The organism is Clostridium sp. 'White wine YQ', assembly GCF_028728205.1.
Lineage (GTDB): Bacteria > Bacillota > Clostridia > Clostridiales > Clostridiaceae > Clostridium_T.
The window spans coordinates 1499754-1519853 of the sequence record NZ_JAQYUU010000001.1; the positions used below are offsets into that span (position 1 = coordinate 1499754).

General features: G+C 28.1%; 20 protein-coding genes. 6 read left to right on the forward strand and 14 right to left on the reverse strand.

Annotated features, from left to right (window positions below):
- Nucleotides 1-134: 134 nt before the first annotated feature.
- A complete protein-coding gene (locus PTZ02_RS07570) occupies nt 135-3863 on the reverse strand; it encodes a YobI family P-loop NTPase (protein WP_274227183.1) in 3729 nt (1242 codons plus the stop codon).
- Between the two features lie 369 nt (nt 3864-4232).
- Here PTZ02_RS07570 and PTZ02_RS07575 point away from each other — a divergent pair, with 369 nt between their 5' ends.
- The 4 genes from PTZ02_RS07575 to PTZ02_RS07590 all read left to right on the forward strand — a co-directional run bounded on the left by PTZ02_RS07575 (nt 4233) and on the right by PTZ02_RS07590 (nt 7838).
- Entirely contained in the window at nt 4233-5270 is a 1038-nt protein-coding gene (locus PTZ02_RS07575; protein ID WP_274227184.1) for an ABC transporter substrate-binding protein, read from the forward strand.
- A gap of 61 nt (nt 5271-5331) precedes the next feature.
- Complete coding sequence (locus PTZ02_RS07580) at nt 5332-6093, forward strand: ABC transporter ATP-binding protein (RefSeq protein ID WP_274227185.1); 762 nt, start codon at nt 5332-5334, stop codon at nt 6091-6093.
- The gene (locus tag PTZ02_RS07585; RefSeq protein WP_274227186.1) at nt 6083-6895 is read left to right on the forward strand and encodes an ABC transporter permease; all 813 of its coding nucleotides are present in this window, start codon (nt 6083-6085) and stop codon (nt 6893-6895) included. Before PTZ02_RS07580 ends, PTZ02_RS07585 begins: the two co-directional genes overlap by 11 nt.
- A gap of 94 nt (nt 6896-6989) precedes the next feature.
- Entirely contained in the window at nt 6990-7838 is an 849-nt protein-coding gene (locus PTZ02_RS07590; protein WP_274227187.1) for a tetratricopeptide repeat protein, read from the forward strand.
- A gap of 214 nt (nt 7839-8052) precedes the next feature.
- On the opposite strand, the gene PTZ02_RS07595 is transcribed toward PTZ02_RS07590, so the two are convergent.
- Entirely contained in the window at nt 8053-8979 is a 927-nt protein-coding gene (locus PTZ02_RS07595; RefSeq protein WP_274227188.1) for an NAD-dependent epimerase/dehydratase family protein, read from the reverse strand.
- A 106-nt stretch (nt 8980-9085) separates the two neighbouring features.
- A complete protein-coding gene (locus PTZ02_RS07600; RefSeq protein WP_274227189.1) occupies nt 9086-9475 on the reverse strand; it encodes a hypothetical protein in 390 nt (129 codons plus the stop codon).
- A gap of 255 nt (nt 9476-9730) precedes the next feature.
- On the opposite strand from PTZ02_RS07600, the gene PTZ02_RS07605 reads away from it, so the two are divergent.
- Entirely contained in the window at nt 9731-10099 is a 369-nt protein-coding gene (locus PTZ02_RS07605; protein ID WP_274227190.1) for a CidA/LrgA family protein, read from the forward strand.
- A complete protein-coding gene (locus PTZ02_RS07610; protein ID WP_274227191.1) occupies nt 10092-10805 on the forward strand; it encodes an LrgB family protein in 714 nt (237 codons plus the stop codon). Before PTZ02_RS07605 ends, PTZ02_RS07610 begins: the two co-directional genes overlap by 8 nt.
- A 42-nt stretch (nt 10806-10847) precedes the next feature.
- Here the strand turns inward: PTZ02_RS07610 and PTZ02_RS07615 are convergent, their stop codons facing one another.
- The 11 genes from PTZ02_RS07615 to PTZ02_RS07665 all read right to left on the reverse strand — a co-directional run bounded on the left by PTZ02_RS07615 (nt 10848) and on the right by PTZ02_RS07665 (nt 20082).
- Nucleotides 10848-12014: a DNA glycosylase AlkZ-like family protein gene (locus PTZ02_RS07615; RefSeq protein ID WP_274227192.1), complete on the reverse strand. Its 1167-nt coding sequence runs from the start codon at nt 12012-12014 to the stop codon at nt 10848-10850.
- Nucleotides 12015-12115: 101 nt separating this feature from the next.
- On the reverse strand, nt 12116-12778 hold the full coding sequence (locus PTZ02_RS07620; protein WP_274227193.1) for an HAD family hydrolase: 663 nt from the start codon (nt 12776-12778) through the stop codon (nt 12116-12118).
- A gap of 54 nt (nt 12779-12832) precedes the next feature.
- A complete protein-coding gene (locus PTZ02_RS07625) occupies nt 12833-13039 on the reverse strand; it encodes a hypothetical protein (protein WP_274227194.1) in 207 nt (68 codons plus the stop codon).
- A 21-nt stretch (nt 13040-13060) separates the two neighbouring features.
- Nucleotides 13061-13861, reverse strand: a complete 801-nt coding sequence (locus PTZ02_RS07630; RefSeq protein WP_274227195.1) for a multinuclear nonheme iron-dependent oxidase — start codon at nt 13859-13861, stop codon at nt 13061-13063.
- Nucleotides 13862-13876: 15 nt separating this feature from the next.
- On the reverse strand, nt 13877-14353 hold the full coding sequence (locus PTZ02_RS07635; RefSeq protein ID WP_274227196.1) for a peptide deformylase: 477 nt from the start codon (nt 14351-14353) through the stop codon (nt 13877-13879).
- Nucleotides 14354-14487: 134 nt separating this feature from the next.
- Nucleotides 14488-15417 carry a lysozyme inhibitor LprI family protein gene (locus PTZ02_RS07640; protein WP_274227197.1) on the reverse strand — a complete coding sequence of 310 codons (930 nt, stop codon included), beginning with the start codon at nt 15415-15417 and terminating at the stop codon, nt 14488-14490.
- 168 nt (nt 15418-15585) lie between these two features.
- Nucleotides 15586-16971: a DUF4179 domain-containing protein gene (locus tag PTZ02_RS07645; protein WP_274227198.1), complete on the reverse strand. Its 1386-nt coding sequence runs from the start codon at nt 16969-16971 to the stop codon at nt 15586-15588.
- 2 nt (nt 16972-16973) lie between these two features.
- A complete protein-coding gene (locus PTZ02_RS07650; protein WP_274227199.1) occupies nt 16974-17516 on the reverse strand; it encodes an RNA polymerase sigma factor in 543 nt (180 codons plus the stop codon).
- 125 nt (nt 17517-17641) lie between these two features.
- Nucleotides 17642-18850: a hypothetical protein gene (locus PTZ02_RS07655; protein ID WP_274227200.1), complete on the reverse strand. Its 1209-nt coding sequence runs from the start codon at nt 18848-18850 to the stop codon at nt 17642-17644.
- A gap of 32 nt (nt 18851-18882) precedes the next feature.
- Complete coding sequence (dcd, locus tag PTZ02_RS07660; protein ID WP_274227201.1) at nt 18883-19404, reverse strand: dCTP deaminase; 522 nt, start codon at nt 19402-19404, stop codon at nt 18883-18885.
- A 132-nt stretch (nt 19405-19536) separates the two neighbouring features.
- On the reverse strand, nt 19537-20082 hold the full coding sequence (locus PTZ02_RS07665; protein WP_274227202.1) for a GNAT family N-acetyltransferase: 546 nt from the start codon (nt 20080-20082) through the stop codon (nt 19537-19539).
- Nucleotides 20083-20100: the final 18 nt, after the last annotated feature.

The following is a 20100-nucleotide window of genomic DNA, read 5'->3' on the forward strand; positions in this document are numbered from 1 at the left end:
ACCTCCATATATCAATATATCTAGATATCTTAATTTCTACTTTTTAATACTGTATTAACGTTAATATTTCCACAGATTATATCATTGTCAGTCATTTTTTGTATTTCATCACCTTAAGTAAGTTGATACCGATACTATATCCCATGCAATTTTCTACGACTAATCTTATATACTCCATTTTCTTCATAGAAGTCTGAAATCCATCTTCTGTCTTTAAATTTATCAAGAATTACTTCATTTATCTCATTAACATCAAATTTAGGTCTCCCACCTATCAATATCTTTTCATGTTCTTTAGAGCCAATTATTTTCATAAAATCTTCGCATTGTACTTTAGAAAATGAATCCATATTAGCTACTAGTAGCATCAATTTATTTTCAATAGATATATCTTCCTCTTTGATTAAAAACTTAAATAAATCTAATGGTAACTTTATATCTTCTTCAAGATAAGTATCTATATATGATACTGACATCTCTCTTATAACTTCTTTGATATTATCTGTTTGTATTTCATAATTCTTTATAAAATGAGATAGTTCTGACTGATCAAAATTATGTTGAAGTATATATTTTATTACATCATCTGAATATTTTTTACTTATTATTGGAATAGAATCATTACTATTTGAAATCAACCTAGTTTTTAAACCATCTTCTAAATCTATATCTAAAATATTTATTAACTCCTCATTTGAAAGAGACTGCTTATCCATTATATTATCTATATATTCATTTATATTTTTAGTAATAAAATATGTAAGTTTAGATTGGTAATTATTCCTCATGAATTTAACATTTTCAACTGTCATTTTTATAACTTCTAAATCTATCAAAATTTTCATTTTAGTTTCTGATATTTCCTTAATATCAAAATTAGAATAACTATATCTTAACTCAGCTAAAATATTTTCATATTTTTTATCACTAATTGTGTCACAAACAATTACTTCTCCAAACAATGATGCTGCTGAATTTTCTCCAAATATTGAATCTATCTCTTTTTTCGAAAATTCTAGGTACTTGTCATTTTCATTTATAAAATTAACAAGGGTTTCATTTAATTGATTTTCATTTTTAAAGAAATAATATAATATATTTTCTTCTGAATATTTTACTACCCTCTCTTTTAATATAGAATCCCATAATTTAGGTTCGCTTATCTCTTTAAGAACCTCTAACTTTGTTTCTAAACATTGTATATATAAAGTCCTTTTAGGTATTGAGATATCCTCACTATTTATAAGCTCAATAGCAGCTTTTGGAGTATCAGTTATCTTACCTTCACAATTATTTAAAACTAATGATATATACTCACTAATATGTTCAACTACATATTCATATAATTTAGATGATTTATCTTCATAAAAAAGAGAATAGTTTTTATGTATAATATCATTTTCACTGCTAACATTATAAATGCTCTTTAACATCAAAGAAATATTCTCAAATGTTAATTCATACAGCTTATATTGATAAACAGCTTCAAACAAATCTTTATGCGATTTTTCATAATTTATACTTTCAAACTTAGCACCAATTCTCAAAAGCTCCTTTTTAAGGGTATCTACATACTCATCCTTAACATCTAAAAAATGACTATCAGAAGATATTGCTTCAACTAGTATATTATTCTGATTAATATCATCAATAATTTTTCTTTCAGAATAGCAAAGTGTTAATATAATGTAATACTTTTTCTGTTCGTAAGTAAACTCAGACACATTAACTATTTCCTTAAAAAAAGTAGACCAATGTCTATTTATTGATATCACGTATGGAACTAAATTGTTGGTATAACAAAAGTATTGTTGAATAAATTTAAAATACTTATTATTTCTAATTTGTTCGACTAGATTGATTAAGTATTTACCATATTTCTTTTCATCCACTAAAATATAATCAAAAAGTGAAAAATTTAAAACTTCAATTTCAAGGAAATCTATTTCCCTCAGTCTTGAAAGCACTAGCTTAGGATTATCAATTTTATATGTCCATTCTTTGGATACTTTATCAGTTACACTACGCAAGAACATTTTATCATTTGTAGTAAGACTATTTGGATAGAAATACGTTATATAATCTCTGTAGGTTTCATCTATATGTCCATTTCTTATTAAATATCGGATTAACCCAAAGTATTGACTTGATTTAATCTCATTAAAGTTATTTTCTTCGTTAAGAAAATTCTTATAATTTATACTGAAAACATCATTCACATTTTCTCTATTAATCAATTCATTAATCCTTTTATTTTTAAGTTGTAGTCTTACTGTTTCTAGTTGTTTAATTTTATCTTTCAAATTCTTGACTTGATTACTATTGATTAAATCAACTATTTCTTTCCTATTAATATAATTTGAATTATTAGTATTTGGGATTCTACTACCATACCCATTACTTGTCCAATAGATCATACCAACTTCATCAATATTCTTTAAATGTTCTTTATCACATGCCTCTATTTTTTCTTCAATCTCTTGAATTTCTCTATTGATTTTTTTAATTTCACCTTCAATTATTTGTTCCTTGCTATTGAGTAAAGTAGATACAAATCCTATGTTATTTTGGGTATCACTAAAATCACGAGGAAATATGTTTTTGTAAACAATAATAGCAAGAAGTTTATTATAATCTTGCTCAGTTGTGCTAATTCTACTATTGTAAATCATAAATTCATTATATATATTTTTTAAAATTCTCATATCATCTACATATAGTGAAATCTCCTGAAGAAAGTGTTCATCAAATTTTTCAAAAACTTCTCCGTTTTTAAAATGTTGTATAAATTGATCATAAGAATTCGAATTATCTATTACAGGAACTACTGGAATAATAAAATCAAAAAACTTAGTACGATCTTTAGATATAAAGATATCATCTCTAAGTAAATACAAAAACTTTAATGGTTTACTTTTTTTCATAGTATGTATTAAGTGCAAATCCCATATAAATTTAGGTACAATTTTTAAAAATCTATTACTTTCTTTGATACGTCTTGAGTTTATAAGATTATTTATTTCACGTAAACGTTGAAAAATTTGATTAACATTATATCTATCCATATCTTCGAATACAATAGCATCCACATTAGAATTATCAAATATATATAAGACTTCATTAAGATATTTATCGAAATAAGATTCATCACTTTTCTCAAATATTTCTATTTCATTACCTTGAAATTTAAATCTTTTAATAATATTTCTGTTCTTCTCAAACTTTATTAGATTAAAAATAAATTTACCAGATAATATGCTTAGTATTAATCCACTAATTAGTAGACCTACCCAGTTTGTTGTGTATTTTAAAAATGCAAATATCTTAATTTTCTCTAAACCAGTTACATAATTACACCAAATAGAATAAAAATACATATAGAAAGCTGAAAGTATATAAATTAAACTTAACAAAGTTAATTTTATAATATTTCTATTTGATATTTTTTGCTTAACCTTAAAATTAGTTTGCGGTATTTTAGATGAATCAATTTTATGTATCAATTGATTAAGTATTTTCCCCTCCAACACAGATTCTTTAACATTATTAACTTTATCTTTTGTAGATTTCTTATTACTTTTGATTTTAACTTCATCATCTTTATTTAAATTCTCATTCATCCCATCTTCTAAATTTTGCTGATTAATTTCATCAAAATTAGCTAATGAAATATTTAAAAACTCTATTTCTTTATGTCTATTCTTATATGACTCTATAACGCTACTCTTTCCTGCTCCATAAGCTCCGGAAATTGCAATATTCTTAATATCATCATTATCAAATACAAAATTAAAAGCATCTTCATATATTTCTAATTTGACATCATTGATTGGAGTAAGTTTTTCAAAGTGTATTTTATTCATTTTTCCTCCTACTTTTCAAAGTATCTATAATATTTTATCTAAACCAAATTATTTCTTTTATAATCTGAATCTGCTAATCACTTTAACTATCCTTCTAATATTTTCCTATTCTACAAAAAACCTAATATTCCTCCATACTCTTAAAAGTAGATGTCTAATTATCTTAATAACAAAATATTTACTAATATATAATATTCATGTCTCTTTACAGCTATTTTTCTTGAATTAATACTTCAACTTCCCTTTTTATAATATGAGAAGTAATCTATGTACACTTACAATAATAAAAATATATTTTCCTATACACTATCATTTATAAATTTATTTTCATATTATAAATCATGAAATTTATTACATTGGAGGAATTTTATGAAAAAACTAAAGGTAGTTCTCGCAGCTGTTTTATCTCTTTTATTGTTAGTTCCTTTCTCAGGCTGTGCTAAAAAATCTACTCCTGAAGGTACAAAGGAATTAAAAAAGGTAAGATTAAATGAAGTTGTTCGCTCAGTTTTTTATGCACCTATGTATGTTGCAATAAATAATGGTTATTTCAAAGATGAAGGCATAGAAATTGACCTTTCTACTGGTCAAGGCGCAGATAAGACTATGCAGCAGGTTTTAAGTAAAAATGCTGATATTGGTTTCTGTGGACCAGAACAAGTTGTTTACATTAACAATCAAGGTAGAGATGATTACCCTATCCTTTTTGCTTGCTTAACTCAAAAAGATGGTTCTTTCTTAGTTAGTAGAACTGATGAAAAAGATTTTAAATGGGAATCTTTAAAGGGTAAGACAATAATCGGCGGCAGACCTGGCGGTGTTCCAGAAATGTCTTTAGAGTATGTTCTTCGAAATCATGGATTAGAGCCTGGTACAGATGTAAAGTTTGTTACAAATCTAGACTTTACTGCAACTGCTGCTGCATTTAAATCAGGTACTGGTGATTACGTTGCTCTATTTGAACCTACTGCTTCCGTACTTGAAAAAGATAATGGTGGATATATAGTTAGTTCAGTTGGAAAGGAAGCTGGTCCAATAGCATATACAGCCTTCTTCTCTACAAAATCTTACATGGATAAGAATCCTGATACAATTCAAGGCTTTACAAATGCAATTTATAAAGGACAACTATGGGTAGCTTCTCATTCTGATGAGGAAGTTGCAAAGACTATAAGTTCCTTCTTCCCAGGTACTGATGAATCAGTATTAGTAAATGTAGTTAAAAATTATAGAAGCATAGAAGCATTTGCTCCTGATCCAACAGTAAAAGAAGAGAATTTAACAAAATTGATGGATGTTATACAATCCTATGATAAAAAACTTATACCTACCCGTCCAGCCTACGACAAAATAGTAAACGGAGATTTTGCTGCAAAGGCAATTAAAGATGTCAAACTAAATAAATAACTTAATGTTTATGAGGATTGCTCATGCAGTCCTCCTACATATATATAAGGTAGGTGAGCTTATGAGTTTATTAGAACTAAAAAATATAAATCTTAATTATCATTCAAAATCCGGAGAAATAAAAACACTAACTAATATAGATTTAAAGTTAAATCAAGGAGAATTTATTACTGTTCTAGGCCCATCTGGTTGTGGTAAATCTACTCTATTAAATATTATAAGTGGGCTTATTCCCCCATCTTCTGGAGATATTACTTTCAAGAATGAACCCTTAGAATTAAATAAAGATAAAATGGGTTATATGTTTCAAAAGGATCATTTATTTCCTTGGCTTAGCGTTTGGAATAATGTAATCTTGCCACTAAAAATCAAACATGAACTTAAAAAAGAAAAATTAGAAAAAGCTGAGGAACTTTTAAAGGCATATTCTTTATGGGAATTTAAAGATAGATTACCAACTGATTTATCTGGTGGTATGAGACAAAGAGTTGCATTAATTAGAACCTTAACTCTAGATCCCGAACTATTACTCTTAGATGAACCTTTTTCGGCCTTAGATTATCTTACTAGACTTAAAGTATGCGATGAGGTTTATGATATTATAAAAAAAGAAGGCAAAACAGCTATAATGGTAACCCATGATATTAGTGAAGCCATTTCTTTATCTCAAAGAGTGATAATATTATCTAGAAGACCTGCATATGTGAAAAAAGAACTTACTATAAACTTTTCTGAAGATGCTGATACTCCATTTAAAAGAAGAAAAGAAGAAAACTTCAGAAAATATTTTGATGAAATATGGGGGGATTTAGATGAGCAATAAAACAAATGGAATTTCAGAAAGTCAAAGAAGTTATCTAAGGAAACTTAAAATTGAAAGATTCAAAGTTGGATTTGTTAGGATACTTATTCTTGTTGTTTTTATATTATTGTGGGAAATAGCCGCTGACAACAAATGGATAGATCCTTTTTTGACTTCTTCACCTTCTAGAATAGTAAAATCAACTATTAATCTTTATAATGAAGGAATATTGCTAAAAAATATATGGGTGACATGTTATGAAACCATATTGGGATTTACAATAGGTACTGTGCTTGGAACATTTATTGCAATTATTTTATGGGCATCTCCTTTTACTGCTAAAGTTTTAGATCCATATTTAGTAGTATTAAATGCATTACCTAAAGTAGCACTAGCTCCTATTATTATATTTTGGGCTGGTAATGGTATACGCTCAATCATTGTTATTGCGCTATTGATTTCTATAATTGTAACAATTATAAGTGTAGCTTCAGGCTTTAATGAAGTAGATAAAGAGAAGGTGCTGCTTTTAAAAACCTTTAATGCAAATAAACTTCAAATATTAAGACACTTAATTATTCCTGCCTCCGTCCCTACATTAATATCTGCATTAAAAATTAACGTTGGTCTATCTTGGGTTGGTGTTATAATGGGAGAATTCTTAGTTGCTAGAGAAGGTTTGGGCTTCTTAATTGTATACGGAGGACAAGTTGCTCAGCTTGATATGGTTATGATGAGTATAATACTATTATCAATAATTGCTTATGTAATGTACAAATTAGTATGGCTCGTTGAAAGAAAAATATATGCAAGTTATGAATAAATGTTGGTAATTATTTATCCTCCATAGTATAATCAATATGTATTGTATCGATTTCAATCCAATATATATATAACTTTGATATGGGGGAAGACGAATGAAAAAAAATACTTTATTTAGTGCTTTTTCAAAATTAGATGGAATTTTATTAGTAGTTGTACTTATAGGATCCTTTATAAATCCAATAGTAGGTACAGTTTTAGGATGGGGACTAGTAGTATTTCTTATAATTGAGCATAGAGATGGCGTTGCAGCCTTTTTAGGAAACTATTATTACCACAATAAAAAGTATGCAAAAGCTATTAATTGGTATAAAACTGCATCAAAAATAAAAGGAACAAATATAAAAAATGTAAAAAATTATGTGTTTTTGGAAATAAACTTTGGTTCTATTGATGAGGCTGAAACTAATCTTAAAGCGCTTATTGAAAAGAATCAATATAAAGATACTAATCTTATAGAAATAAAGCTAACCGAAGCAATGGTTTATTGGAAAAAAGATGATTTAAACCGTGCCATAGAAGTATTACGACCTTTAATGAACGACTTAAATAGCTCTGCAATTCATGGCACATTAGGATATTTATTAAACTATGGTGATGATTTAGATGAAGCTTTAAGCTTTAACTTAAATGCAAGTACTTTATATCCTGAGGATATTTTTATAAAATCTAACTTAGCACAAAGTTATTATTTCAAAAAAGATTTTAAAGAAGCCTCTAAGCTTTTAGATAAACTTCTTGAATCACATCCAAGATTTCCAGAACCTTATTACTTTAAAGCTTTGATTTTAAAGACAGAAGGTTTAACAAAAGAAGCTTTTGAAATGTTTGATAAGGCATATAAAATACCTGCTGCCACCATGAGCTATGTGACTAAGGAAAGAATAAAAGAAGATTCAAAGGATGTAAATCCTAAGTATAATACAGAAGAAGAACAAGAATAAAAAAAGAACCTTCACGATTATTTTTCGTGAAGGTTTATTTATTACTAATAATCAGAATTTTTTCTAATATATATTCTTAATGCTTTAATAACTAAGTATAAAACATAAATGCCTACTCCTAAAAATGCTAAATATAATATCGAAAAAAATTGAACCATAAGCATATAAAGCTCTCCTCCTCTCAAAGTACAATTTTTATAATCTTTAATAGTTTCTATATTTCATCCATCATATTCATTCTTTTATCTTCTAATTGAGGCTTTTTATCTAAATACCATGTATATGCTCTTATTATTCCTTCTTTTAGCGAAATGCTTGGCACATGTAATCCATAATCTATTAATTTCTTAATATTAAGCATATAAGTTACATCTCTAAACGGAAAATACGTTCTAACATCATTTCTTACTTTATTTGTATCTATTCTAATAATATTGGGTTTTTCATTTAAGGCTTTCCCGCATATATTAATTAAATCTTCAAACGTTACTATATCAGGATTTGTAATATTATATATCTTGTTTTTCTTCTCCATAATCATTGCACTTTCAAAGATTTTTACTAAATCATCAATATGTATGAATTGAGTTTTAGTATTATTTCCATAAGGCATTGGAATAGGTTTTTTATTCTTTATTCTATCAAAAAAATATCCTTCTCTATATAAGTTATTTCCTTCACCATAAATATATGTTGGTCTAAATATAACATATGGAATTTTACTATTTATAATATAGTCCTCTGCCTCTTTTTTATCAGTACCATATTTACCCCAATTTGGGTTCTCGCCTTTTTCATCTTCTTCATTAATTGGCTCATCACTTGGCTTATAGACAGCTCCTGATGAACAAAAAATATAGCCCTTTAAGTTAGTTTTATCTATAGAAGTTAATAGAATTTCAACATCCTCTTTTGTGTATGCAGAGATATCAAAGATATATTCATAGCTTTTTTTCTTTAAGACTTCTACTACTTCACTTTTTGATTTTCTATTGCATATTAAGTGATTTATAAATCCGTTATAGTCTAATGTTTTTATTCCTCTTGTAAGTATATCAATATTATAACCTTGTTTTATATAATGTTTTGCAAGTGAAGAACTTACAAAAGTAGTTCCCCCCATTATAAGAATGTTTTTCATATTATCACTCCCCAAAGTAAATTTACATTTCTAAAATATTCCTATTTTAGAAATAGTATAGCACATTTAAATCAATTGTGCTATACTATATTGACTAAACGTAAATTCACCCTTGCATCTCATTTAAATAATCATCTATTAGCTTAATATCCCTAAAATCTTTTTCTCGTCCTAGCTTAAACTTTTGTTTTCTTATACTCTCTATTGTTGCTACTGAAAGCTCATTAACTATTTCAACTTCATCTACAAACCAATTTTCTATTACTTCTATTGACTCATTTACTTCTATAACTCTTCTTTTATCTAATAAAGTTTTAAATTTATACCCTTTATTTATAAGTATTTCAAATAACTTAGGGGTACAACCTAAATCAATATCATTAGTTTTTTCTTTAATTCCATGAAGCACTAAGCCTGCCCCTGAAGATATCCAATACTCCCCTAATGGTAAGTCTACTTCTTTCATCATTCTTATTATATCTTCTTTTATAAGCATCTTTATTACCTCCTTAATCCATATAGTAAATTATACCATCAACCCTACCAATTATATATTAATTTTTTATTAGGAATTGTTTGTCCTTAATATTCTTAATTATTAAGTAATGTAATTGTTTTACTTAAACATATTTGCTATATACGCTGTTTTACTTATATCTTCCATGGTGATAGAGTTATAACTATGTAGTCCAATTATACTATTTACTTCTACATAATATAATTTAACGGATTATATATTAGGAGGTCACAAATGAAACTTTTAAGAGAATTACTAATAATCACATTAATATATTTTTTAGGGGAGGTCCTGTCAAGTCTTCTTCATATCCCTATTCCAGGGAATATTTTAGGAATGCTTATTTTGCTGGCTTGCTTATGCACGAATATTATTAAGCTTCATCAGATTGAAAAAGTAGCTAATTTCTTTTTAAATCACTTAAGCTTTTTCTTTATACCCGCTGGTGTTGGTTTAATTACTTCCATAAGTGTTATAAAGGATTCGTGGTACAAGCTTTTAGTTGTATGTATTTTAACTACAATCATAGTTATGGTTACAACAGGACATATAGTTCAATTTTTAGTAAAATTTTTATCCAAGGGAAGTGAGCAAAGTGAGTAGTCTTTTAGATTCACCTATCTTCGGAATATTGTTATCTTTATTTGCTTTTGAGATAGGTATGATTCTTTATAACAGAACTAAGTTTCCTCTTTTCAATCCATTACTTATAGCAATAGTTTTAATAATCGGGTTTTTAGGAGTTTTTAAAATCAATTATCAAGAATTTAATATTGGCGGACAATTTATAAATATGTTTTTAGGACCAGCTACTGTTGTATTAGCAGTTCCACTATATAAGCAGCTTAAATTACTTCAAAAGCATGCCCTACCTATTATCTTAGGAGTATTAATTGGTAGCTCAGTAGGTATCTTTAGCATAATAGGTCTTAGTTATATTCTAGGATTAAATGGTCTTTTAACTAAATCTCTATTAGCAAAATCAGTTTCCACACCAATAGGCATGGAAATAACTAAATCCTTAAACGGAGTTATCCCTATAACTGTTATTGCCATAATAATTACCGGAATTTTAGGTGCGATTATTGGACCATGGATACTTAAAACCTTTAGAATACATAACAAAATAGCTGTTGGAATTTCTTTAGGAACTTCAGCTCATGCTGTAGGCACTTCCAAAGCCCTTGAGCTTGGTGAAACTGAAGGAGCTATGAGTTCTCTTTCTATAGGAATTGCAGGACTAATGACTGTAGCACTTGCCCCATTAATATATCATTTTGCAATTTATATATATTCGTTTATTAAATAGAAATACCCATCTTCATAAAATTATGGAGATGGGTATTTTCATCTAAATATTACATCGTATTTCTACTTTATCGCAAAGATTATATTCTTTAAATCTATCTATTCCTAATGTTATAGCTTTTCTATATTCTAAAATAATGTCGTCATCTTCAGCCCAGAAATTTTTAACAATCAAAGTTTTGTTCTTCTTATCTGTCTCCATTTCAATTCTTCCTACAAATTTATCATTACAAAGAATCGGTAGAACATAATAGCCATACTTTCGCTCTGCAGCTGGAGTATACACTTCCCACTTATATTCAAAGCCAAATAACTCCTTAACCAATTTTCTGTCCCAAAGTATGTTATCTAGTGGTGCAATCATTCTAGCTACATTACTTTTATTAGAACATTTTATTGAAGCTTGTAAAACTTCAAGGTTTTCAGTTGCAATATATAGTTTATGTTTCATTCCATCAACTGCAATCTCAGAGATTTTTCCTTCATTAAGCAAAGCTTTAAAAGCATTATTACGCTCCTCACTTTTAAACCCTTTTAATCCAAGCCACGCATCACTGGGTCTAATCCAAAGTATACCGATGCTGTTTATTCTACGAAGTACAAACCATTTATAATAATCTTCAATACTATCATTTGGATCCTTCATAAAAAAATATTTCTCTGGTATGTACTTATCTGCTAAAGAATAATATCTTCTTGCACCTTTTTTATGGTGAACTACAGCAAGCCCTGCATAACACATACATTCTAATGCTGCTTTTGCAAGCCTCTGAGGTCCATAATGCCAACCTACTTTTTCTTCAAATTGAAAATCTGAAGAGCATGCAGATTCATTTATTCTTAGATATTCTGTTATTTTATCTATGGTATCTTTATGGTTATTACACCAGTTTAAATATTCTTTACGATATCTTTCAAAATATGCCCAATCACTAACAGAACAAATGGACATATTTTTATCCCAAACATCAAACAAACTTCTATCTGAATATAAATATTTTTCAATATCACCTTTTCTATAGCATCCTAAACGAGATTGCAACACTAAATCTGGATTTCGCCCAACCACATTAAGAGGGTCATACTGAATACATCCAACCTTCTTAATGTAATCTACTATCTTATCTTTATTTATAAGCTCTGTATCATCACTTAAATGTTGATATGTCACTAAATACTTACAAATTTGTTGTTTCTCATATATTTTCAATTAAATATACCTCATTCTTTTTTGTAATCTTAAGTTAGATTTTCATATTTTATCCCTATCCTCTTAATTTATTTATCTTCAGTTTTTTAGTTATTAATAAATCATACTTTCAGAAATATAAACTTACTAAATTCTTCAACAGTTTCAAAATAATAATCTGACTCATTTTTCATATACTCTTTTATTTCTGGAATAATATGCGACCAACCTGCAGCTGCGAACTCAATATTGCAAGCTTTCGCCATATCTAGTCCTGGCTTTAAATCATCTAATACTAAAATCTCATGTTCTTTTAAATTAAATTTTCTCATGATCTCCAAAAGTGGATAAGGGCTTGGCTTCCTTTTATCTTCATCTGTGCCCCACCCAAATATTAAATCAGGAGATATATTGCAATTTACCTTATAATCTCTAAAAATTTGCTCACTCTCAGAATGTGATACTACACATATTATTCCTCCTAGTTCCTTATATCTTTTTATTAATTCTGGAAATCCAGAATAGAACTCCGGAACTATAGACTTAGTATATCTTCTCCATATTTCATTCTGCTTTTGCTGCTCTTCTTCACTAAATTCCAAAACATCTTTGCATAAATGTGAAAAACCTGGACTAAAACAACAAGAAACAAATTCTTCAAGTGTCAATGGTTCTATGTCTGGTCTTAATAATTTCATTGCCTCCACAAAAGATGGATGGTGTATCTCTGGTGTACTCTTCGACACTGTATCATCATGATCTAAAACTAAACAAGGGTATTTCATTCCAATTCCTCCATTTAAACAATACATTTAAAAGGCATTAACCCTCTTCTCGTTTTATAATGCCTCTTTTAGTTCAATACATCTTTTATACAAAGGATCTAGTTCGCAACCACAGCTTCCACATTCTTTGTCTGCTTGTTCTATTGCTTTAATTAAATCTTCTTTGCTCCCATTTCCATCAAGGTATGCTTTTGATGGAATTGAAATTAAATCCCAACCAGAGTCAACAAACTTTTCTAAAATTGTTTTAAGTTCTTCCATGATAAATCCCCTTTCAATTTTTTATATAAACTTATCTAAACATATTTCATTTATCCTATTTAACTGTATCTCCGTAGCGATAATGGCTTCATCATAGTTTTCATCCTCTACTTCGTTAAATTCTAGAGTAACTATATCTGGTTTTGATTTTCTTAGTACCCATTTTAATAGTTCATAATCTTCTTCTCCCATGGCCTCATGTGTATCCATAGGAAACCCGTCTTTGTCATAACCTGAACCATTTATATGAATTTCTTTTACTCTATCAAGTGCTAATTTATTTAGATAATCATAAATGTCAAACCCTCTAAACTTCGCAGTTAATTTTGCATGAGTTATATCAAGTAAAAAAAACACATCATTATCTATAAGAAGTTTATTAATTTCATCTGGTTCATTAAATGGATAAAGATCATAATCCTTACGGTCACTTGGTGTGTCGGGAGAATTTTCAACTAATAGAGGTACTGATAAATTTTTTTTGAATAATTGTATGTTTTTACCCATTCTACTATAAATATCAGCTTCACTCATACCCTCAAACATATCTTCATTTCTAATAGCTAAATGAAATCCATAATGAGGTGAACCACATTTATTTATAATTTCATTTGCGACCTTAAAGTCTATCATATCTAAACTTGGAGTCCCTGCATTCTCAAAATACCCTAAACCATGAACTAAAATCGGACGCAAAGATCGCATATTAGAAAACTCTTTATTAAAATTACCAAAGGCACCTGATTTAATATAATCAACATTTACTGCATCATTTTCAAGAAGCACTTTTAATGCTCTTGACCAGTTACAACCAATCTTCATATTCTATCCCCCTTATCACTTTAAATAAAAAGATTTATTATCTATCGCTCTCATAGTTGCAAGAATCCCATCTAAATGATCATACTCATGCTGTAATAATTCAGATAAATCCCCTTCCAGTTCTAATCTCATATCATTAAAATTAATATCCTTAAATTCGATAATGCATCTTCTATGTCGTTTAACTTTTACTAATAACTGTGGAAAAGACATGCAGTCATCCATGACTTCCATTAATTCATCATCAGGGAAACTTAGAACTGGATTTATAAAAACTATTGGCTTATCTATATACATATAAATCAATCTCTTAAAAACACCTATTTGAGGAGCTGCAATTGCTCTTCCCACCCCATACATCTTTCTAAAGTCCATAAGCGTATCATGTAGGTCGCTTACAACTTCCTTAATACTATCTAATTCTTTTTCTTCTATAACTGAACTTACTTCATATAATTTTTCATTTCCTAACAATAATATCTCTCTAATCATAACTACCACCACAATTCTCCCTTAATTCACATTTTAAGAAAACTGAAAACAAATACTAAGTAATCTTTTTAAAATATGTATTAACTTATTGGCTTTATTCTTATTTTTTTGCAGTAAAATTCTCTGAAGTTTAACTATTTCATGTATCTATATACCAATTCATAACATCTTCTTTGAGTCCAATCTGCTAAAGACGCTTGGTAGCTTACGTTTCCCATCTGACTGCCATTACCTTGCTCTTCTTTAGATTTTTTAGCTCTATTTTCTTTTTGAGCTATCCATAATACCTCTTCTTTATTTAATTTTGTCATTTCATTAGAAGGTAATTGCTGTTTTAATATATTATAAATTTCATTTAGCTCATTATTCCATTGGTTATATTTTTTGTCTGTTAAGACTAACATATCATGAGTTACACCGGTGGCTGCATTTTTATATTCTTGAGATGAAAGTATTTCATTTTCTATATTGTCTAGCTTACTTATGTAGTCTTGCTTACTAGCGTTTATCCTTATTTTTGAGTCTGTCATGTAGTAGTTCACCAGTTCATAACACCTACTTTTTGTTAATTCACCCAAAGCAGAGTAGCGTGTTATAGTGCTAGCGGACTGTTTATCTAGATCCTTTTCTTTATTTTCTTTATTAGTTATCCATTTAACTTCTTCTTTCTCTAGGTTCCTCATTTCATCAGAGGGTAATTGTCCTTTTAATAAGTCATAAATCTCATTCAGTGCTTCGTCATACATATAATAACTTGTAGCACAGTATATACCACCAACTGACGAGTCTCCTTGATCATATTGTTTCTTTTCTGGCAAATCATTTAGCTGCTTTTGTATACAATCCAATCTACCTAAAAATTCTTCTTTCCTTCCCTCAATTTTGGTTGTTTTAGCTTCATCAGTAGTTTTATCTGCTGGTTGCAAATTTGTAGAATCTGTTGGTTCATTTTTGCTTATTGAATCTTGGGTGTTTTGTGCCTTTTGGGTGTTATTCGAACATGCCACTAATGTATTAAGTGACAGTATTATTGATACAATAATTACAATCTTTTTATATTTCATTACTTTCCAACCTTTTCATTTTATTCGTATAATCTTACAATTGTCTATTTTATTTAATTATACTTAATGGCATTACCAATTTCAAATATTTAGCATTATTGTATATATATGAACTTTCGTAAAAAGTAAAACCAGTAAGGTTCCAAGAGCCTTACTGGTTTTTAATTTCTATTTATTTAAGTCAACTTCTATTGCTTTATCTTCGTAAATTTTATATATATTATCTAAATACTCATCATCATTTCCTACATTAAAGGATATATGATAGTTCTTATCTTTTCCGAAATACTTATTAAACTTTAATACATATTCCTCACTATTTATGTTTTGGTTAATTAGCTTCCTACTTTCAGGATTCATATTACTAGCTTTAGAATTGCTACTTTCGTTTTTTACCAAAAGTAGTCTGTCTAATAAGTCACCTCTTAAATATCCCTTTATATTTACTGTAACCTCTACATAATCTTCCTTATCCTTTATTGATTCAATAACTAATGACCCTTTCTCTCCTTTATATAGTGAAACATCTTTAATTCCAATAGCATAATTTTTCCCACTCACAGTATTATAAGAATCATTTAATATCTTATATGGAATAATTTTTATTTTACTAGGTATCTTGCCATTTAATTTATATCCATAATAAACTTCAGAAGAATTATCTCCATTACTCCACCTATTCACGCCATAATTACTTGATAGTGATAATAGTTTATTATTTTCATCAAGGACAATATAATTTATATAAGAATTTGGATTTTCCCTATCATTAATGTCTTCTTTGGATGTAATGTCTAGCTCAATTGGAGACAACGTAATATTTTTTATATTAAAATCTCCTTTATCTAATTTATCTCCTTTATTAACATCTATAGTCTTTGTATCTTTTGCTAATTCTTCACTATTAATATTAATATCGAAATTCCACTTTCCTTCATTATTAGATATATTATAGATATTCCACTTAAAATTGAAGGACTTTGGAAGCTCTTTTCCAACTCTCATAACTAACATGTTTCCAGACCAGTTCTTATTATCATCTTGAACCAAATATTCTTCTGAGGATATCCCCCCGTAATTAACAAGGTCCTTATCATCTATTTTCATTTCATTTCCCCAAATACCTGGTTTTTGATCTTCTGTTTTATCTGAATTTATGTTATAAAATATTCTAATGGTGTGTGCATCAGATACTATGTTTTCAATGCTAACAGTGTATCCATTATCTTTTACATTTTTGTCTAAAATTTTTGAATAGAGATCAATCTTTTCAGGGGCTTCTCCCTTTTCCTCAAAAGATTTTAGTAAATCTAATACTTTCGCATAAACGTTATATTTTGCTCCTAGCGAAACTGATATCGCTAGGGCAAGCCCAGCTACTATAGAAAGCTTTCTAAAGTTAAATCTCTTTTTCTTATTATGCTCAACTTGTAATTCTTCCTCTATATCTTCTTTCATTATCATGTCTAAAGTTGCTTCTACTCTGTTATCTACTTTTTCACTTATTTTATCATTTGACTTATTATCTTTTATAAGTTTATCTAAATTATCCATTATTAAACCTCCTTGAGCATGTGATAAAGATTTTGCCTAGCTCTTGATAATCTTGATTTAACAGTACCAATTGATATTTCTAAGACATTTGAGATATCTTCTACTGTCATATCTTGATAATAATAAAGTTCAATAATTACCTTATGTTTATGTGATAAATTATCTAATGCAGCTTTAATATCTAGATTTTCATATTTATCATTAAATTCTATCAGTTCAAAATCATTTTTATCTACAACGATAATCTTTGAACTCTTTCTTAATATAGAATTACACTCATTCACTAAAATTTTAAGTAACCAACTTTTAAAAACCATTTGATTTTTAAGTGTATTCATATTCTTATAAGCTTTAAGTATAGCTTCAGACATAGCATCAGCCACATCCTCTTCATCTTTTAGAATACACATGGCTACTGAGTTCATATCCTTTTTATAAAATCTAACAAGATCACAAAAGCTCTCTTTATCTCCAGCTATAGCATTATTTACTTTATGAAATATAGAATCAATTTCTTCCGTCTTTCCTATTAAACTTAACTTCATGTTTACCCCCTTGTTTTTCACATTTCATAAATAAGATGCTAAAGGTTTAACTTTGGTTCCATTTTTTTATATAATAAAAAAGCTATCCTAAGAATAAAATACTTCTTAAGATAGCTTTAATATTTCTAATTAAATAATATTAGATTATCATCAATTATCTCATAAATTCCTTCAAATAGTTTTTCTGTTCCATCTTTGATATTTCTGAGTCTAACGAAATCTTTATAGTTATCCCCATTCTCATCCTCTGTCCAAAATACTGTTATGACGTATTCGCCAAATAATTCCGTAAAACTTTCATTCATTTCGCTATACTCATAAACAAAGGCATCTGGGAAGATTTCTCTTATTATTATTTTATCATCATTATTTATTTGCTTTCTTTCATATATCCTTTTATTCTTTAATTCACTCCATATATTATAATAAGAATACTTATCCAGATTACTTTCCATTGCTATTGATTTAAGCAATTTCTTTTCCATAGTTTTCTTATCAACTGAATATATATGCTGAATATGTGTCTCAAAATCCTTTACCCTAAAATAAACATTCCTATCATCCATTCCAAAATATCTTGTCCACGCTGTAAGTTCAGTTTTATAGCTAAAATCAAATGGAATTATATAATATTCATTTTTTATTGCATCTATAAATTTCTCTATAGTAATAATGTTAATACTTTCTCTATATCCATTTTTATAAAAGCTCTCTTTTTTAATTTTTCTATCATAAAGATCTTCAAGCTCCCAATCTTCCATATACGCTTCTTCAAAAACTATATATGCTTCCTCTTGAAATTCATAAGTAATAAAATAATCTCTAATACCTAGTGCAATTCGCCTATCTTTCACTTCATATTTGTCTCCACTATTTAAGTCATGGAGAATAGCGTATTCGTAGTCTCCTTCAATATCCTTTTGATAATCTGAATGTTCTTCATCTATTTTATAATTACTTCCAATTAAAAGCACATATTTATCATTTAAAAAATAAACCTCAAAATCCTTTTCTGAAGCATACACTTTTTCAACGTTTCCATTTAACATGTTAATTTTATGGATTATAGTTTGATACTTATTATCTATTTTAATATATGAATTAGTATATATAAATTCATTAGAAACATAGCATTTTTTCATACGATAATACCATGTTTCTATTGCATTATGATTTATTCTATATATATCTTTATTACATATATCATATTTATAAAAGTATCTTTTATATGGCTCCTCTTCATTTCCAGGACTACTAAATATAATAAAATCTTTATTATATTTAATTATATTATTTAGTTCATAATGAAATTTTCTTAAATCAATTATATTCATTCTATCTCCATTTAAAACAAATACTTCCGTGGTTATTTCTCAAAATCCTTATATAACAAGCTTGGTTGTATTCCTTCATTGTCTTGATATTTACCACTTGAATAATGATCATATTCCCCTTCTATCGCATGATAATATATTTGGCATATATCCACATCTGGGTATATTCTTATTGGTTGAATACAATGAATTTCAAGTGTCCAATACCCCTTAAATCCAACATCTCCAAAGCCTGCTGTAACGTGCACAAAAAGTCCCAATCTACCTACAGAAGATCTTCCTTCAAGCATTGGCACATATTTATCAGTCTCTGTGTATTCTTTAGTTCTTCCTAAATAAAGCTTATTTGGTTCTAATAATAATCCTTTCTTAGGAATTATTAGACTTTTACATTTGTTCTCTTTCTTCATATCTAATGATACTTCTTCATAAACCAGAAGTTCATTATGTAGCTTTAGATTATAGCTATTAGGATTTAGTTGTTTTTCATTGAAAGGTTCTATTTTTATTTCTTTGCCTAGCTTGGCCTTTATTTCTCTTCCTGATAATATCATTTCACTGCCTCCTGAATTTTACATAAAAAATCTTATTTCAATTATACATAAATGTAATCGTTTTTTCAAATATTTAACAATAATTTTTTTAAAATAAAAATAGAAGCAGTTAAACTTCTATTTCCTCTATTTTTATAAAATTATCTCATATAATTTAAACCAAATCAAATCTGGTATATTTAACCCTAAATCTACGGTTCCAACATATTTATAACCGCACTTTTCATATAAAGAAATGGCTGGTTTATTGTGAATTGAAACATCCAATCTAATAGATTTCATTTTCTCTTCTATGCTATAACTTTTAGCAAAATCCATAAGTTTCTCACCTACACCATTTTTCATATACTTTGGATGAACCACAAATGTATGTATAACTATAATATCTTTATAATCAGCTTCGATTCCCCATGTTACATCTGAATATGCCTCTTCTGGTTCATGACTAAGTATTACTGAGCCTGCAATCTCATTATTTATTCTAAGTACAAATAGGGTTCCTTCTTTAATTCCATCAACAGCAGTTTCTCTTATTGGATATACTCCTTTAATCCATCCAGGATAATTTATCCCACTTTCTAAATAATCATTTAAATCATCATAGAGACGCGCTAACTCTTCTATATCATTTTCAGTGCCTTTTTCTATAATATGATCCGTTGTATTTAAATCCCTCATCTTTGTAATTCTCCTAGT

Coding starts and splice junctions, on each gene's coding strand:
- PTZ02_RS07620 (WP_274227193.1), bottom strand. CDS start 12,778: ATGAAATACCCTTGTTTAGTTTTAGATCATGATGATACAGTGTCGAAG.
- PTZ02_RS07590 (WP_274227187.1), top strand. CDS start 6,990: ATGAAAAAAAATACTTTATTTAGTGCTTTTTCAAAATTAGATGGAATT.
- PTZ02_RS07600 (WP_274227189.1), bottom strand. CDS start 9,475: ATGCTTATAAAAGAAGATATAATAAGAATGATGAAAGAAGTAGACTTA.
- PTZ02_RS07645 (WP_274227198.1), bottom strand. CDS start 16,971: ATGGATAATTTAGATAAACTTATAAAAGATAATAAGTCAAATGATAAA.
- PTZ02_RS07665 (WP_274227202.1), bottom strand. CDS start 20,082: ATGAGGGATTTAAATACAACGGATCATATTATAGAAAAAGGCACTGAA.
- PTZ02_RS07650 (WP_274227199.1), bottom strand. CDS start 17,516: ATGAAGTTAAGTTTAATAGGAAAGACGGAAGAAATTGATTCTATATTT.
- PTZ02_RS07655 (WP_274227200.1), bottom strand. CDS start 18,850: ATGAATATAATTGATTTAAGAAAATTTCATTATGAACTAAATAATATA.
- PTZ02_RS07595 (WP_274227188.1), bottom strand. CDS start 8,979: ATGAAAAACATTCTTATAATGGGGGGAACTACTTTTGTAAGTTCTTCA.
- PTZ02_RS07605 (WP_274227190.1), top strand. CDS start 9,731: ATGAAACTTTTAAGAGAATTACTAATAATCACATTAATATATTTTTTA.
- PTZ02_RS07635 (WP_274227196.1), bottom strand. CDS start 14,353: ATGATTAGAGAGATATTATTGTTAGGAAATGAAAAATTATATGAAGTA.
- PTZ02_RS07570 (WP_274227183.1), bottom strand. CDS start 3,863: ATGAATAAAATACACTTTGAAAAACTTACTCCAATCAATGATGTCAAA.
- PTZ02_RS07585 (WP_274227186.1), top strand. CDS start 6,083: ATGAGCAATAAAACAAATGGAATTTCAGAAAGTCAAAGAAGTTATCTA.
- PTZ02_RS07575 (WP_274227184.1), top strand. CDS start 4,233: ATGAAAAAACTAAAGGTAGTTCTCGCAGCTGTTTTATCTCTTTTATTG.
- dcd (WP_274227201.1), bottom strand. CDS start 19,404: ATGATATTATCAGGAAGAGAAATAAAGGCCAAGCTAGGCAAAGAAATA.
- PTZ02_RS07630 (WP_274227195.1), bottom strand. CDS start 13,861: ATGAAGATTGGTTGTAACTGGTCAAGAGCATTAAAAGTGCTTCTTGAA.
- PTZ02_RS07580 (WP_274227185.1), top strand. CDS start 5,332: ATGAGTTTATTAGAACTAAAAAATATAAATCTTAATTATCATTCAAAA.
- PTZ02_RS07625 (WP_274227194.1), bottom strand. CDS start 13,039: ATGGAAGAACTTAAAACAATTTTAGAAAAGTTTGTTGACTCTGGTTGG.
- PTZ02_RS07640 (WP_274227197.1), bottom strand. CDS start 15,417: ATGAAATATAAAAAGATTGTAATTATTGTATCAATAATACTGTCACTT.